Here is a 13,820-nt window from a genome sequence, read left to right as displayed (position 1 = left end):
GGGCTTGGCGACAAACGCAAGGGCCGGCACGCCCCATGCTCGGGGACGAGTTCCTGACTCTAAGGGGGATCGGGCTATGCCGGCCTTGCCTGTATCCACTCCGTGAACACAGAAATAAGCATACAAGGGGGCTGCCCGCCTTGAGGCGGCTCGGCGGCGGGCGGCCCCCACGCCGCGCACGCTTCGCGCTTGCGCGCCCATCATGCCTTTCTGAGGGTGTTCCTGCCCTGAACGAAAAGGCCCATGCGCGGCCTACAGATAGCGCTTGAACCAGTCCAACATCCGCTGCCAGCCGTCCTTCGCCGCTTCGGCCTGGTAGCTGGCCCGGTAATCCGCCAGGAAGGCGTGATCCGCTTGCGGGTACACCACGAACTCCGACCGCTTCGCATTGTCGTTGCCCGCCGCCAGCTTGGCCTTCATGGTCTCGACGTCAGCCAGCGGAATGCTCGCGTCCTTGGCGCCGTACAGGCCCAGGACCGGCGCATGCAGCTCGTTCACCACATCGAACGCCACGCGCTTGATCAGCGGACCATGGCCCACGCTCAGCTTCCCGTACCAGGCCACGGCGGCCTTCACGTCCGGGTTGTGCGCCGCGTACATCCAGGTCAGCCGCCCGCCCCAGCAGAACCCCGTCACCGCCACGCGCTTGGCGTCGCCGCCATGCGCCGCGGCCCACGCCACGCTCGCGTCCAGATCGGCGTACACCTGCTCGTCGGGCACCTTGCTGACCAGTTCCGCGATCAGCTTGGGAATATCGGTATAGGTCGACGCGTCGCCCTGGCGTTCGTAGAGATTCGCGGCCACCGCCAGGTAACCGGCCTTGGCGACCCGGCGGCACAGATCCTTGATGTGCTCGTGCACCCCGAAGATCTCCTGCACCACCAGCACGATGGGCAGATCGCGCTTGCCCTCGGGCGCGGCATAGTAGGCCTCGATCGTGCCGTCGGCCACGGGCAGCTTGAAATCCCCGTGGGAAAGTCCCTGGGTGTCCGTATGGATCACGGTGGACGCGACATTGCCGGCTGCGGCGGAAAAACTCATGGAGAACTCCTGTGTTGGGTCGACAAAGCCAGGGATCCCGGATCGCCCTAGTGCCGGTGGACGTGCTCCACCTGCGGCGCGCCATGGCCGGCTTCGGCGCCATGGTCATGCCCGTGGTGCATCAGCGAAGTCACGCTGTAGATCAGCACCACGCCCACCCCGACCAGCAGCAGCTGCGGGACGGCGTCGGCAAGGGATACCCGCTCGTGCATCTGCGGCATCAGGTCGGCCACCGAGATATAGAGGAAACTGCTGGCCGCAACCACCAGAATATACGGCACCCAACCCTGCGCCTGCTGCAGCACGAAGTACCCTATTATGCCGCCCAAGGCTGAACACAGGCTGGTGAACAGGATCAGCCCGAACGCCCGCTTGCGCGCCAGGCCCGCATTGAGCAGCACCACGAAATCGCCCAGCTTGTGCGGCACCTCGTGGATGATGATGGACGCCGCGGTCAGCACGCCCAGCAGCGGATCGGTCAGGAACGCCGCCGCCACCAGAACGCCATCGCACAGATTGTGCAGCGAGCTGCCGATCAGGATCAGCACGCCGCCCCGTCCCGCCTCGTGGCGGTCGTGCCCCTTGTGATGATGGTGGCCGTCGCCTTCGTGATGGTGGCTGTGCCGCAGCAGCGCGATCTTCTCCAGCACGAAAAAGCCGATCAAGGACGCCAGCATCAGCCCGAACAGCACATGGGCGTCGGCCACGCCGGTCTCGAACGCCTCCGGCAGCAGGTGCAGCAGGGCCACCGACAGCAGCACCCCCACCGACAGGCTCACCATGTGGTGCAGGTATTGCGCGAAAACCTTGTAGGCCAGCCAGCTGGCGACAAGTACCGCGATAAGCCCGCCGGTGACGGTGGCGAGCAGGACCCAGAGCAGCAACATGTTGGGGGACGTATTTGGAGGCGGGAAAGCGCAACATTATATTGTTGCAATCCCAAAACCGGAAATGGGCCGCCCCGCGGGGCGGCCCATCGAATTCGCCGGGGTCGCGCCAGCCAGCCCTAGTGGGCCTGCTCCCAGTTCTTGCCCATGCCCACTTCAGCGACCAGCGGCACCCGCAGCGTCGCCACGTCGCACATCAGGCGCGGCAACGTAAGCTTGACCAGTTCGAGCTCGGCGTCCGGCGCTTCCAGCACCAATTCGTCGTGCACCTGCATGATCATGCGGGTCCGCAGCTTCTCGGCCTCCAGCCAGTCCTGCACGGCCACCATGGCCATCTTGATCAGGTCGGCCGCGGTGCCCTGCATGGGCGCGTTGATCGCCGCCCGCTCGGCCGCCTGGCGGCGCGGGCCGGAAGCGCCCCGGATCTCCGGCAGCTGCAGCCGGCGCCCGAACACGGTTTCCACATAGCCCTGCTCGCGCGCGCGGCGCCGGGTATCGTCCATGTACATCGCCACGCCGGGATAGCGGGCGAAGTAGCGGTCGATATAGGCTTGCGCCGCATCGCGCGTGATACCCAGGTTGGATGCCAGGCCGAACACGCCCATGCCGTAGATCAGGCCGAAGTTGATGGCCTTGGCCGCGCGGCGCTGCTCCGTGGACACGTCCGCCAGCGGCACGCCGAACACCTCCGACGCCGTGGCGCGGTGGATGTCCTCGCCCGCCGCGAAGGCGCGCTGCAGATTGGCGTCGTCGGACACGTGCGCCATGATGCGCAGCTCGATCTGCGAATAGTCGGCCGACAGCAGCATGCCCTGCTCGGCCACGAACGCCTCGCGCACGCGGCGGCCGGCCTCCGTGCGCACCGGGATGTTCTGCAAGTTGGGATCGGACGAAGCCAGGCGGCCCGTAATCACCGCGGCCTGCGAATAATGCGTGTGCACCCGCCCCGTGTCCGGATTGATCATGCGCGGCAGCTTGTCCGTGTAGGTGGACTTCAGCTTCGACAGGCCGCGATACTCCAGCAGCACCTGCGGCAGCGGGTAATCCTGCGCCAGCTTGCTCAGCACTTCCTCGTCGGTGGACGGCGCGCCGCTCGCGGTCTTGCGCAGCACCGGCAGCTCCATGCGGCCGAACAGGATCTCGCCCAGCTGCTTGGGGGAATTCAGGTTGAACGGCTGGCCCGCCAGCTCGTAGGCCTTCTGCTCAAGCTGCAGCATTTCCTGGCCCAGCTTGTGGCTCTGCCGACCCAGTTCGGCGGCATCCACCTTCACGCCATTGCGCTCGATCGTGGTCAGCACCGCCGACACCTGCATTTCCAGCAGATAGATGCGGTTCAGCCCTTCGTCGGCGGCCACCATGGGGCGCAGCACCTGGTGCAGCTGCAAGGTGAAATCCGCATCCTCGGCCGCGTAGTGGCCGGCCTTGTCGACCGCCACCTCGTCGAATCCGATCTGCTTGGCGCCCTTGCCGCACAGGTCCTCGTAGGACACGCCGCTGCGGCCCAGGTAGCGCTGGGCCAGGTCGTTCAGGCCGACGCCGCGATGCGACTCCAGCACGTAGGCCTGCAGCATGGTGTCCTCGGTCACGCCGGCCAGCCGGATGCCCTCGTTGGCGAACACATGCGTATCGTACTTGGCGTGATGCAGCAGCTTGGCGCGCTGCGCGTTCTCCAGCCACGGCTTCAGGCGCGCCAGCACTTCCTCCTTGGGCAGCTGGGTCGCGCCGTCCGGGCCGCGGTGCGCGACCGGGATGTAGCACGCCACGCCCGGCGCCACCGCCAGCGACAGGCCCACCAGCCGGGCCTGCATTTCGTCCAGCGAGGTGGTCTCGGTGTCCAGGGCCACCAGCGAGGCCGCGTCCAGTTTCTCCATCCAGGCGTCGAACTCGGCCCAATCCGAAATGATCCGGTAGTCCAGCTCGGCGGGCGCGGCGGGCGCGTCATGCGCGATGCGGGCGTCGCCCGCGGGCACGCGCTCGGCATCGCCGGTCAACTCGCGCAGCCAGGTGCGAAAGCCGTAGCGCTCGTAGATTTCGGTCAGGACCGCGTTGTCGCGCGGGCGCGGCGTCAGGTCGTCGACGCTGTCGACGTGACCGGAAAGGTCGCAGTCGTACTTCACGGTCAGCAACTGGCGCGTGAGCGGGAACTTCGGGATGGCATCGCGCAGGTTGTTGCCGGCCACGCCCTTGATCCCGTCCGCCCCTTCGATCAGCTTGTCGATGGAGCCGAACTCCGTGATCCATTTGGCGGCCGTCTTCGGCCCTACCTTGGTCACGCCGGGAACGTTGTCCACGGTATCGCCCACCAGCATCAGGTAGTCGACGATGCGGTCGGCCGGCACGCCGAACTTGTTCACCACGCCGGCCTCGTCCAGCACTTCCCCGCTCATGGTGTTGACCAGGGTGACGTGGCTGTTGACCAGCTGCGCCAGGTCCTTGTCGCCGGTGGACACGATGGTGTGCACGTCGTGCTCGGCGGCCCGCTTGGCCAGGGTGCCGATCACGTCGTCGGCTTCGACCCCCTCGATGGCCAGCACCGGCCAGCCCAGCGCGCGCACCGCGCGGTGGATGGGTTCGATCTGCGCCGCCAAGTCTTCCGGCATGGGCGGGCGATGCGACTTGTATTCGGGGTAGAGATCGTCCCGGAAGGTCTTGCCGCGAGCATCGAAAATACATGCGGCATACTCTGCCTTATGATCAGATACAAGCTTGCGCAGCATATTCACCACGCCGTAGAGCGCACCCGTGGGTTCGCCTTGCGCGTTGCGCAAATCAGGCATAGCGTGGAAAGCGCGGTACAAGTAACTTGAACCGTCGACCAGTAATAAGGTTTTTTTCATGGTTACAAAGGCAGATATGGCAATAGCCGCGGAAACACCCGCCAACAAACAAATTCCGCTGATTATGTCAGAGATACGGACGGCGGCAGACAAGCTCGCGAATATCGGGCCTGCGGTCAGTGTCTTCGGCAGTGCGCGGGTCAGCCGCAATTCCCCCCACTATGAAACCACCATCGCGATCTCGGCCGCCCTGGCCGCCGCGGGTTTCGCGGTGATCGCCGGCGGTGGTCCCGGCATCATGGAGGCAGCAAACAAAGGCGCGTTCGAGGCAGGCGGCACCAGCATCGGCTTGAACATCAGCCTGCCGCACGAAGCGCACAACAACGAGTACCAGACCATCAGCCTGTCGTTCGAGTACTTTTTCTCGCGCAAGGCCACGTTCTTCATGCACAGCTTCGCCTACGTGGCGATGCCCGGCGGCTTCGGCACCCTGGACGAGCTCTTCGAAGCGCTGACGCTCATCCAGACGGGCAAGGTCCCGCCCGCTCCCATCGTACTGGTGGGCAGCGAGTACTGGAACGGCCTGGTGGAATGGCTGGGCAACCAGGTGCTGGCCAACGGCATGATCGGCGCCCACGACCTGGACCTTTTCATCATCGAGGACGATCCGGTCAAGGTAGTGCGCAAGGTGGTGGAATTCCACGCCAAGGTCCGCTCGGACGCGCAATACGCCCCGTCCCTGCCGGCCTGAAATTGCGCGAGGCGCGAGGACTCGCGCAGCTATCAGGCCGCTCTAAGGCACGCCGCCCCCTCGGAGCGCAGCAAGCGCGCGCAAGCGCGCGCAGCGTGGGGGCACCGCGCCGCCGCCAGGCCGCCCTAAGGCGGCGCAGCTCCCTCGGAGCGCAGCAAGCGCGCGTTAGCGCGCGCAGCGTGGGGGCACCGCGCCGCCGCCAGGCCGCCCTAAGGCGGCGCAGCCCCCTCGGGGGGCAGCAAGCGCGCGCAAGCGCGCGCAGCGTGGGGGCACACCCCTACTTTCGCATGAAAGACGGCAACACCTCGGGCGGGATCGGGCAGACATAAGGCTGCCCGCGCCGCGCCTCGTCCAGCTCGACCTTGGCGCGTTCGAGTTCCTGCGGACGGGTGTAGAGGTCGGCCGCGGTGGCGGCGATGATCTTGGCCGCGTGCACCATGCCCTTGTGGGCCATGGACATCTTGCCCTGCGCGACCATCTGCCAGGAGTGGAACGGCGTGCCGTAGGCGTAGCAGGCGCCCCAGCACTGCGCGGTGGGCGTCACCCAGCTTACGTCGCCGACGTCGGTGGAGCCGTAGGTGATCTCGGCCTTGCCCGGATCGTAAGGCGCCACGCCCTGGAACAACGGCGTGGGGTTGCGCAGCACCGCGCCCAGGTTCTTGCCGGCATTGTCGATGTCGTCGCCGGAGATCGCGTCCCACATGCGGCGCGCGGCCTGCTGTTCGCCTTCCGTATAGGCCGGCCCCTGCAGCGCCTGCATATTGGCGTACATCACCTGGTTGAGCACGGCGTTCGGGATGTAGTTCGAGCAGGCCTTGTCGAAAACAATCTCCAGTTCGCAACCCGTCATCAGGGCGGCGCCACGCGCCACGTTCTTCACGCGCTCGTAGAGTTCGGCCGCCTGGGAATTGATGGGCGCGCGCACCAGGTAGAGCACCTCGGCGCGGGCCTGCACCACGTTCGGGGAAATGCCGCCGCTGTTGGTCACCGCGTAGTGCACGCGGGCGTCCGGCACCATGTGCTCGCGCAGGTAGTTCACGCCCACGTTCATGAGTTCGACCGCGTCCAGCGCGCTGCGGCCCAGGTGCGGCGAATTCGCCGCATGCGCCGCGATGCCGCGAAAGCGGAAATAAGCCTGGATATTGGCCAGCGACGATTGATGGAAGATCCCCGTGTGCGAAGCGGGATGCCAGGTCAGGGCCGCGTCCACGTCGTCGAACAGCCCCGCCCGCGCCATGAAGGTCTTGCCCGAGCCGCCCTCTTCCGCCGGACAGCCGTAGAACCGGATGGTGCCGGGCAGCCCGTTGGCTTCCAGGAATTCCTTCACCGCCACCGCCGCGAAATGGGCGGCCGTGCCCAGCAGGTGATGGCCGCAGCCGTGGCCGTTGCCGTTCGGCGTCTCCGGCGAGGGCTGGCAGGCGTAGGCGCCGCTTTCCTGGCTCAAGCCGGACAGCGCGTCGTACTCGCCCAGGATGCCGATCACCGGACCGCCGCTGCCCGCTTCGGCCACGAATGCCGTGGGGATGCCGGCGGCGTCGCGGGTCACGCGGAACCCCGCGGCCTCCAGCATCTCGATGTGCAGTTCGGCGGACTTGTGCTCGTCGTAGCGCAATTCCGCCAGGCTCCAGATGCGGTCGCTCAGTTCCGCGTAACGCTCGCTGCGCGCGTCGATGAACGGCGCGAGTTTGTCGATGGCACCCATGGTTTCTCCAATGGCTGGGGTCGTGTGAGCCGGCTGCCGCGGACCAGGACCCGCGCCGCGCCGCAAGGAACCGGACCGCGCTGGCGGCCCGGCGGAAAAACGCCGCTTACTCGTCGAGCTTGATCCCGGCAGTTTCAATGATTTTCCGGTTGGCGGCCAGCGTCTGCCGGATGCGGTCGGCGAACGCCTGCGGCGAGCCGATGTCGGGCTGCGCGCCCAGGGATGCCAGGCGCTGCACCAGCGCGGGATCGGCCAGCGCGCGCGCCGCGGCCTGGTTCAGGCGCTGCACCACCGCGTCCGGCGTTCCAGCCGGCGCGACCAGCCCGAACCAGGTCTGGCCCAGGGCGTTCAGCTGCGGATAGCCCAGCTCCGCCATCGTCGGCAGCGCCGGCATGTCCGCCAGCCTGGCGGGCGCCGACACGGCAATCGCGCGCAGCTTGCCGGCCTTGATCAGCGATTGTGCCGATGCGTACTGGTCCTGTTGCACCTGCACTTCGCCGCCCACCGCGGCGGTCAGCGCCGGCCCCATGCCCCGGTACGGCACGTGCAGCACGTCCACCTTCAGGTCGGCGTTCATGGCCGCCAGGTTCAGGTGCCCCAGCGATCCCACGCCGGGCGAACCGTAGGAATACTTGCCGGGATGGGCGCGCAGCTCGGCCAGGAACTGCGGAAAATCCTGCGCCGGGAACGCCGGGTTCACCATCCACACCACCGGCACCGTCGCCACCGGGGCCACCGGCTTCAATTGCGTCTCGGGATCGACCCGCTTGGTACCGTAGAGCAACGGATTGACCGCCATGGTGCTGACCGTCGCCATGCCCAGCGTATAGCCGTCGGCGTCGGCCCGGGCGACGGCCTCCGTCCCGATCAGGCCGCCCGCGCCGGCGCGGTTTTCCACCACCACGCTCTGGCCCAGCTCTTTGCGCAGGCCGTCGGCCACCGCGCGCGCCAGCACGTCCGTGGATCCGCCCGGCGCGAACGGCACGATCAGCCGCAAGGGCTGGGAGGGGTAGTCGCCCCCGGCCACCGCCAGGGAACACGCGCCGAGGGTCACGGCGCAAACAAGGGTATGCAGCAAGCGGGACTTCATGGACGGGCCACTCCTCGGGCCGGAAAGCTAGGGTAGGAATCGCAGCATTGTGGCCAGGGCATATCCCTATTTCAAATACATTTATCCACTCATATATTCATATTTTGAATAGCTAGAACCGCGCCACATGGACGTCGCTCCCGCCACCCTGCTTGCCCGCCTGCTCGCCAAGGGCCGCCTGCGCCACCTGCAGCTGCTGGCGGGCATCGCCGACCTGGGCAGCATCCAGCAGGCGGCCAGCCACATCGGCATGAGCCAGCCCGCGGCCACGCATGCCTTGGCGGATATCGAAGCGCTGCTGGGTGTGCGCCTGTTCGAGCGCCATGCGCGCGGCATGCGGGCCACGCGCAGCGGCCGGCTCATGGCGGAATGCGCCCAGGGCATGCTGACGACCTTGCGCGCCTCCACCGACTCCGTCACCGCCCTGCGCCAGGGCGCCACCGGCTACCTCAGGCTGGGCGCCATCCCGGCCGCCAGCGGCGGCCTGCTGGCCGAGCGCCTGCCCGCCTACATGACGGGGCATCCGGGTATGCAAGTGGAAATCATCGAGGGCAGCCGCGAGCAACTGCTGCCGCAGGCCGCCAACGGCAGCCTGGACATGCTGCTGTGCCGCCAGCCCGACGCGGTGCCCACGGGCCTGGAATTCGTGCCGCTGCAACAGGACGAAGCCGTGATCGTCGCAGCCGCGGGCCATCCGCTGCTGGCCGCGGACCGCGCGCCCACGGCCGCCCAGGTCGCCAGCCAGCTCTGGATCGAACCGCGGCCGGAGCTGGCGATCCATGCGGTCTTCAAAGCCTATTTCGAACGCGCCGGCGTCGTTCCCCGGCTGTGCCGTCTGGCCAGCGCCGCCCCTCCCATGCCGCTGCTCATCGCGGTCATGCAAGCGCAGCAGGCCCTGGCCATGGTGCCGCTGACACTCGCCGACTGGTATGTGCAGCACGGCCATTTCCAACGCCTGCGCGTCGCCTCCCCCGGCTCCTTCCAGCCGATAGGCGCCATCGTCGGGGAACGCGGCCCGGGCCGCGACTTCCTGGAGTGGCTGCGCCGCCGAGGGCGGCCGGCTGCGCTCCAGGCCTGCGAACCCTGACGGGCCCTAGCCCATCGCCTTCACGATCGCCTCGCGCGCGAGGCCGACGAATTCGCTTTCGCCCGGCCGCGCAGCCAGCAGGCGGAACTCCACCGCGGGCAGGGCCGGCAAGCCCGGCTCGTGCAAGCGGGCGATGCCCGGCGCCAGGGAGGACTCGTTCAGGCAGGCCACGCCCAGCCCCGCCGCCACCGCGAGCTGCAGCCCCGCCACCCCCGACGCCACGTGGGCCACCGAATAGGCGACCCCGCGGCGCGACAACAGGCGCTCCACGTATTGGCGCAAGGCGCAGGTCTCCGGCAGCACCAGCAAAGGCAGGCTGCCGCCCTGCCGCGCCCCGAGCCCCTCGGCCGCCATCCATAACAGCGGTTCGCGCCGCAATAACGCGCCTTGCGCCCGGCCCCTGGCGACGCCGCGCTCCGGGATCGACATGGAGATGCCGACGTCGATCTCGCCGCGCTCATAGGCCGCCTCGATCGCGCCGCTCTTCATGATGGTCACGTGCAGGCGCACCTGCGGATATTGCTCGTTGAGCCTGCGCAACAGGCGCGCCACGTCTCCGGGCCGGAAGTAGTCCGTGATGCACAGGCGCAATTCGCCGCGCAGCGCCACGCCGCGCAGATCTCGGTAGGCCTCGTCGCTCAGCGCCAGGATGGCGCGCGCATGGGCCAGCAGGCGCTCGCCCGCCGGCGTCGGCGCCACGCCGCTCTTGCCGCGGATAAGCAGCGGCTGCCCGGCGCGTTCCTCCAGCTTGCGCATCTGCTCGCTGACGGACGACTGCGACAGGAACACTTTCGGCGCGGCCGCCGTCAAGCTGCCTGCGTCGAGCACGGCGACCAGCGTGCGCAATTGGTCGAGGTCGAATCCGGACATGGTTTATCCAACGGTTTAATCGATTGATGAGATCGTAATTTCCCGCTTTTCCGATGTCAACGCGGCGCCTAGACTGCCTTCACCCCCCAACGCACAGGAGTTCCGCCATGCCCCACATCGTCATCCATCTTTCCGGCCGCCCCGATGCCGCCCGCGACCGCCGCGTGGTGGACGCCGTCGCCGGCCTGACCCAGTCCGTGCTGGGCAAGCAACTGCCCGTGATCGCGATCACCCTGCAGCACATTCCCCACGAGCTCTGGTTCATCGGCGGCCGGCCGCTGTCCGAACTGGGCAATAACGCCTTCCACCTGGACATCAGCGTCACCGACGAAACCAACACCAAGGCGGAGAAGGCCCGCTACATCAAGGATATCCATGCCGCGCTCCGCGACATCCTGGGCCAACTGCACGAGTGTTCGTACGTGCACGTAATCGACGCGCGCGCGGCCGCCTACGGCTATGGCGGCGCGACGCAGGAATACCGGCACCAGCACGCCTAGCCGCCGGCCCGGCCGAGAGCGCGGGCGAAAAAAAGCCGCATCCCGGGGGATGCGGCTTTTGCGCGGGCGGGGGACATGCCCCCCTCCGGCCTCAAACGGCGGCGTCGCGCGCGGCGCGCTTGCGCTCGTTTTCAAGCAGGTAGCGCTTGCGCAGGCGGATCGACTTCGGGGTGATTTCCACCAGTTCGTCGTCGTCGATGAATTCCACGGCGTATTCCAGCGACATCTGGATCGGCGGAACCAGGCGCACGGCTTCGTCGGTGCCCGAGGCGCGCACGTTGGTCAGCTGCTTGCCCTTGATCGGGTTCACGACCAGGTCGTTGTCGCGGCTGTGGATGCCGATGATCATGCCTTCGTACAGCGCGTCGCCCGGGCTCACGAACATGCGGCCGCGATCCTGCAGCTTCCACAGGGCATAGGCCACGGCGTCGCCATGGTCCTGGCTGATCAGCACGCCGTTGCGGCGCTCGCCGATCGAGCCTTCCTTGATGGGCGCGTATTCATGGAAGATGTGGCTCATCAGGCCGGTTCCGCGCGTCAGCGTCAGGAACTCGTTCTGGAAGCCGATCAGGCCGCGGGCCGGAATCAGGTATTCCAGGCGGGTGCGGCCACGGCCGTCCGGCTGCATGTCCTGCAGGTCGCCCTTGCGGCGGCCCAGCTCTTCCATCACGCCGCCCTGGTGGGCGTCTTCGACGTCGACGGTCAGCGATTCGAACGGCTCGCACTTCACGCCGTCGATCTCCTTGAACACCACGCGCGGACGCGACACGGCCAGCTCGTAACCTTCGCGGCGCATCGTTTCCAGCAGGATGGTCAGGTGCAGTTCACCGCGGCCCGACACTTCGAACACCGTATCGTCGCCCGTGTCGCGCACGCGCAGCGCCACGTTGGACTTCAGCTCGCGGTCCAGGCGGTCGCGCAGCTGGCGGCTGGTCACGAACTTGCCTTCGCGGCCGGCCAGCGGCGAGGTGTTCACCATGAAGTTCATGGTGAGCGTGGGCTCGTCGATGCGCAGCATCGGCAGCGCTTCCTGCGTGACCGGATCGGTGACCGTGCAGCCGATGCCCAGTTCCTCGATGCCGTTGATCAGCACGATGTCGCCGGCTTCGGCTTCGTCGACGACGATGCGCTCCAGGCCGTGGAACTTCAGCACCTGGTTGATGCGGCCGCGGCCGCCCTGGCCGTCGGGGCCGAACTTGTAGGCCACTTCCATGCCGGGGCGCATGCGGCCACGGTTGACGCGGCCCACGCCGATCTTGCCGACGTAGCTGTTGTAGTCCAGCGAGATGATCTGCATCTGCAGCGGACCGTTGGGATCGTCGTCGCGCTGCGGCACGTGTTCGAGGATGGCCTCGAACAGGGGACGCATATCGCCTTCGCGCACGTCGGGGTTCAGGCCCGCGTAGCCCGACAGGCCCGAGGCGTACACCACGGGGAAGTCCAGCTGCTCGTCGGTGGCGCCGAGCTTGTCGAACAGGTCGAAAGTGGCGTTGATGACGAAATCGGTGCGGGCGCCCGGACGGTCCACCTTGTTGACCACGACGATGGGCTTCAGGCCGAGGGCCAGCGCCTTGCGGGTCACGAAAATGGTCTGGGGCATCGGGCCTTCGACCGCGTCCACCAGCAGCAGCACGCCGTCGACCATGGACAGCACGCGCTCGACCTCGCCGCCGAAGTCCGCGTGTCCCGGGGTGTCGATGATGTTGATGTGGGTGCCCTGGTATTCAACGGCACAGTTCTTGGCCAGAATCGTGATGCCGCGTTCTTTTTCCAGGTCGTTCGAGTCCATGACCCGTTCGGTCAGCGCCTGGTTTTCGCGGAAGGTGCCGGATTGGCGCAGCAGCTGGTCGACCAGGGTGGTTTTACCGTGGTCGACGTGGGCGATGATGGCGACGTTGCGCAAGGCGCGAGTCATAGCGAGTCCTTTAAGGTCAGGTGGCAGGCAGCAAGCCCGCCGGCAATTCGTTCAGTGCAAGCAATGCCTGCTTGGGGTCTGGCATGGCCTGCAAGGCTTCCAGCGCAACGGCGCGTTCCAGGGAAAAGGGCCCGACGTGCGTGCGCCGCAGCGCCGTCAGGTGGGCGTAACAGCCCAGCACGCGCCCGATGTCCTGGGCCAGTGTCCGGATGTATGTGCCTTTACTGCATGCCACATCGATCTCTGCCTCGGTCCCGTTGAGGGACAGCAGCTCGATGCGGTAAATCGTGATCTGGCGCGGCGGCCGTTCCAGCTCGATGCCCGCGCGCGCATATTCGTACAAGGGCTTGCCGTCGCGCTTGAGCGCCGAATACATCGGCGGAATCTGTTCGATCGTGCCCGAGAAACGTGACAGCGCTTCGCGCAGCGCCTGCTCTTCCACGACGAAACCCGGCTCGGCCGTGGACACCACGTTGCCGGTCAGGTCGCCGGAGTCGGTTTCCGACCCAAATTGCAGCGTAGCGCGATATGCCTTGTCGGCGTTGAGCATCGCACCGGAAATTTTCGTCGCCTTGCCCATACAGCACACCAGCAGCCCGGTGGCGAAGGGATCCAGCGTGCCGGTATGGCCGGCTTTCGCCGCGTCCATGGCGCGCTTGGCGCGTTGTAGAGCGTGGTTGCTCGACAGACCCACAGGTTTGTCGAGCAACAGCACACCGTCGAGCGTAAGCCCGCGTCGTTTAGCCATCGTCGGAATCCGGTAGTAAAGGGTGACGACAGCCCGATCAGGACTGGTCTTCAGGTTCGTCGGGCACGCCCGAGTGCGGGCCGGGCCGGTTTGCGCGGTCGATCAGGATCGACATTTCGATGCCACGGGCAATCTGCTCGTCGTGGATGAAACGCAACGTGGGGACAGTGTGAATGTGCAACAGCTTGTAGAGCTGCGAGTGCAGCCAGCCGGCCTTCTCGTTCAGCAAGGTGGTCGCGGCTTCGGGCTCGGCGCCCAAAACCGTGAAATACACCTTGGCATGCGCGTAGTCGGTCGACAGTTCCACACCAGAGAGCGTGATCAAGCCAGCGCGGGTCGTATCGATCTCGCGCTGGATGATCCCGGCCAGATCCTTCTGGATCTGGTCGGCCAGCCGCAGATTGCGACCGGGGATGGCTTTGGACTTGTGACGGCTCATTAGAAACAATGCC

At 66.9% G+C, this 13,820-nt stretch carries 12 protein-coding genes; 3 read left to right on the top strand and 9 right to left on the bottom strand.

Translation table 11 applies throughout. The features are described 5' to 3' along the window. Positions 1–252 precede the first annotated feature (252 nt). The 3 genes from ADE01S_RS22140 to polA form a co-directional block, all read right to left on the bottom strand. A complete protein-coding gene (locus tag ADE01S_RS22140; RefSeq protein ID WP_062683904.1) occupies positions 253–1,041 on the bottom strand; it encodes a dienelactone hydrolase family protein in 789 nt (262 codons plus the stop codon). Between the two features lie 47 nt (positions 1,042–1,088). Continuing rightward, the gene (locus tag ADE01S_RS22135) at positions 1,089–1,928 is read right to left on the bottom strand and encodes a ZIP family metal transporter (protein ID WP_062683903.1); all 840 of its coding nucleotides are present in this window, start codon (positions 1,926–1,928) and stop codon (positions 1,089–1,091) included. A 119-nt stretch (positions 1,929–2,047) separates the two neighbouring features. Then, positions 2,048–4,765 carry a DNA polymerase I gene (polA, locus tag ADE01S_RS22130; RefSeq protein ID WP_062683902.1) on the bottom strand — a complete coding sequence of 906 codons (2,718 nt, stop codon included), beginning with the start codon at positions 4,763–4,765 and terminating at the stop codon, positions 2,048–2,050. On the opposite strand from polA, the gene ADE01S_RS22125 reads away from it, so the two are divergent. After that, entirely contained in the window at positions 4,764–5,456 is a 693-nt protein-coding gene (locus ADE01S_RS22125; protein WP_446649923.1) for an LOG family protein, read from the top strand. The genes polA and ADE01S_RS22125 overlap by 2 nt on opposite strands. A 277-nt stretch (positions 5,457–5,733) precedes the next feature. Here the strand turns inward: ADE01S_RS22125 and ADE01S_RS22120 are convergent, their stop codons facing one another. Beyond that, the gene (locus ADE01S_RS22120; protein WP_062683900.1) at positions 5,734–7,158 is read right to left on the bottom strand and encodes a M20 family metallopeptidase; all 1,425 of its coding nucleotides are present in this window, start codon (positions 7,156–7,158) and stop codon (positions 5,734–5,736) included. A 106-nt stretch (positions 7,159–7,264) separates the two neighbouring features. Next, positions 7,265–8,248, bottom strand: coding sequence for a Bug family tripartite tricarboxylate transporter substrate binding protein (locus ADE01S_RS22115; protein WP_062683899.1), 984 nt, complete (start codon positions 8,246–8,248; stop codon positions 7,265–7,267). A gap of 127 nt (positions 8,249–8,375) precedes the next feature. Here ADE01S_RS22115 and ADE01S_RS22110 point away from each other — a divergent pair, with 127 nt between their 5' ends. After that, positions 8,376–9,335: a LysR family transcriptional regulator gene (locus ADE01S_RS22110; RefSeq protein WP_062683898.1), complete on the top strand. Its 960-nt coding sequence runs from the start codon at positions 8,376–8,378 to the stop codon at positions 9,333–9,335. A 6-nt stretch (positions 9,336–9,341) separates the two neighbouring features. Here ADE01S_RS22110 and ADE01S_RS22105 read toward each other — a convergent pair whose 3' ends face one another. Continuing rightward, positions 9,342–10,205 (bottom strand): LysR family transcriptional regulator, encoded by an 864-nt coding sequence (locus ADE01S_RS22105; RefSeq protein ID WP_062683897.1) that lies wholly within the window; start codon positions 10,203–10,205, stop codon positions 9,342–9,344. 107 nt (positions 10,206–10,312) lie between these two features. Here ADE01S_RS22105 and ADE01S_RS22100 point away from each other — a divergent pair, with 107 nt between their 5' ends. Then, positions 10,313–10,705 (top strand): tautomerase family protein, encoded by a 393-nt coding sequence (locus ADE01S_RS22100; RefSeq protein ID WP_062683896.1) that lies wholly within the window; start codon positions 10,313–10,315, stop codon positions 10,703–10,705. Between the two features lie 91 nt (positions 10,706–10,796). Here ADE01S_RS22100 and typA read toward each other — a convergent pair whose 3' ends face one another. The 3 genes from typA to rbfA are packed head-to-tail and all read right to left on the bottom strand — an operon-like array spanning position 10,797 to position 13,807. Continuing rightward, entirely contained in the window at positions 10,797–12,620 is a 1,824-nt protein-coding gene (typA, locus tag ADE01S_RS22095) for a translational GTPase TypA (RefSeq protein WP_062683895.1), read from the bottom strand. 16 nt (positions 12,621–12,636) lie between these two features. Continuing rightward, positions 12,637–13,368, bottom strand: coding sequence for a tRNA pseudouridine(55) synthase TruB (truB, locus tag ADE01S_RS22090; RefSeq protein ID WP_062683894.1), 732 nt, complete (start codon positions 13,366–13,368; stop codon positions 12,637–12,639). Positions 13,369–13,405: 37 nt separating this feature from the next. Next, a complete protein-coding gene (rbfA, locus tag ADE01S_RS22085; protein WP_043549028.1) occupies positions 13,406–13,807 on the bottom strand; it encodes a 30S ribosome-binding factor RbfA in 402 nt (133 codons plus the stop codon). Between the last annotated feature and the right edge of the window lie 13 nt (positions 13,808–13,820).

This window comes from Achromobacter denitrificans NBRC 15125, from assembly GCF_001571365.1.
GTDB classification, from domain to species: Bacteria; Pseudomonadota; Gammaproteobacteria; order Burkholderiales; family Burkholderiaceae_B; genus Achromobacter; species Achromobacter denitrificans.
The sequence above is the reverse complement of the archived record's forward strand: the minus strand, read 5'-3'. Positions and strand labels throughout refer to the sequence as shown.

Coding starts and splice junctions, on each gene's coding strand:
- polA (WP_062683902.1), bottom strand. CDS start 4,765: ATGAAAAAAACCTTATTACTGGTCGACGGTTCAAGTTACTTGTACCGC.
- truB (WP_062683894.1), bottom strand. CDS start 13,368: ATGGCTAAACGACGCGGGCTTACGCTCGACGGTGTGCTGTTGCTCGAC.
- ADE01S_RS22100 (WP_062683896.1), top strand. CDS start 10,313: ATGCCCCACATCGTCATCCATCTTTCCGGCCGCCCCGATGCCGCCCGC.
- ADE01S_RS22105 (WP_062683897.1), bottom strand. CDS start 10,205: ATGTCCGGATTCGACCTCGACCAATTGCGCACGCTGGTCGCCGTGCTC.
- ADE01S_RS22110 (WP_062683898.1), top strand. CDS start 8,376: ATGGACGTCGCTCCCGCCACCCTGCTTGCCCGCCTGCTCGCCAAGGGC.
- rbfA (WP_043549028.1), bottom strand. CDS start 13,807: ATGAGCCGTCACAAGTCCAAAGCCATCCCCGGTCGCAATCTGCGGCTG.
- ADE01S_RS22120 (WP_062683900.1), bottom strand. CDS start 7,158: ATGGGTGCCATCGACAAACTCGCGCCGTTCATCGACGCGCGCAGCGAG.
- ADE01S_RS22140 (WP_062683904.1), bottom strand. CDS start 1,041: ATGAGTTTTTCCGCCGCAGCCGGCAATGTCGCGTCCACCGTGATCCAT.
- ADE01S_RS22135 (WP_062683903.1), bottom strand. CDS start 1,928: ATGTTGCTGCTCTGGGTCCTGCTCGCCACCGTCACCGGCGGGCTTATC.
- typA (WP_062683895.1), bottom strand. CDS start 12,620: ATGACTCGCGCCTTGCGCAACGTCGCCATCATCGCCCACGTCGACCAC.
- ADE01S_RS22125 (WP_446649923.1), top strand. CDS start 4,764: ATGGTTACAAAGGCAGATATGGCAATAGCCGCGGAAACACCCGCCAAC.
- ADE01S_RS22115 (WP_062683899.1), bottom strand. CDS start 8,248: ATGAAGTCCCGCTTGCTGCATACCCTTGTTTGCGCCGTGACCCTCGGC.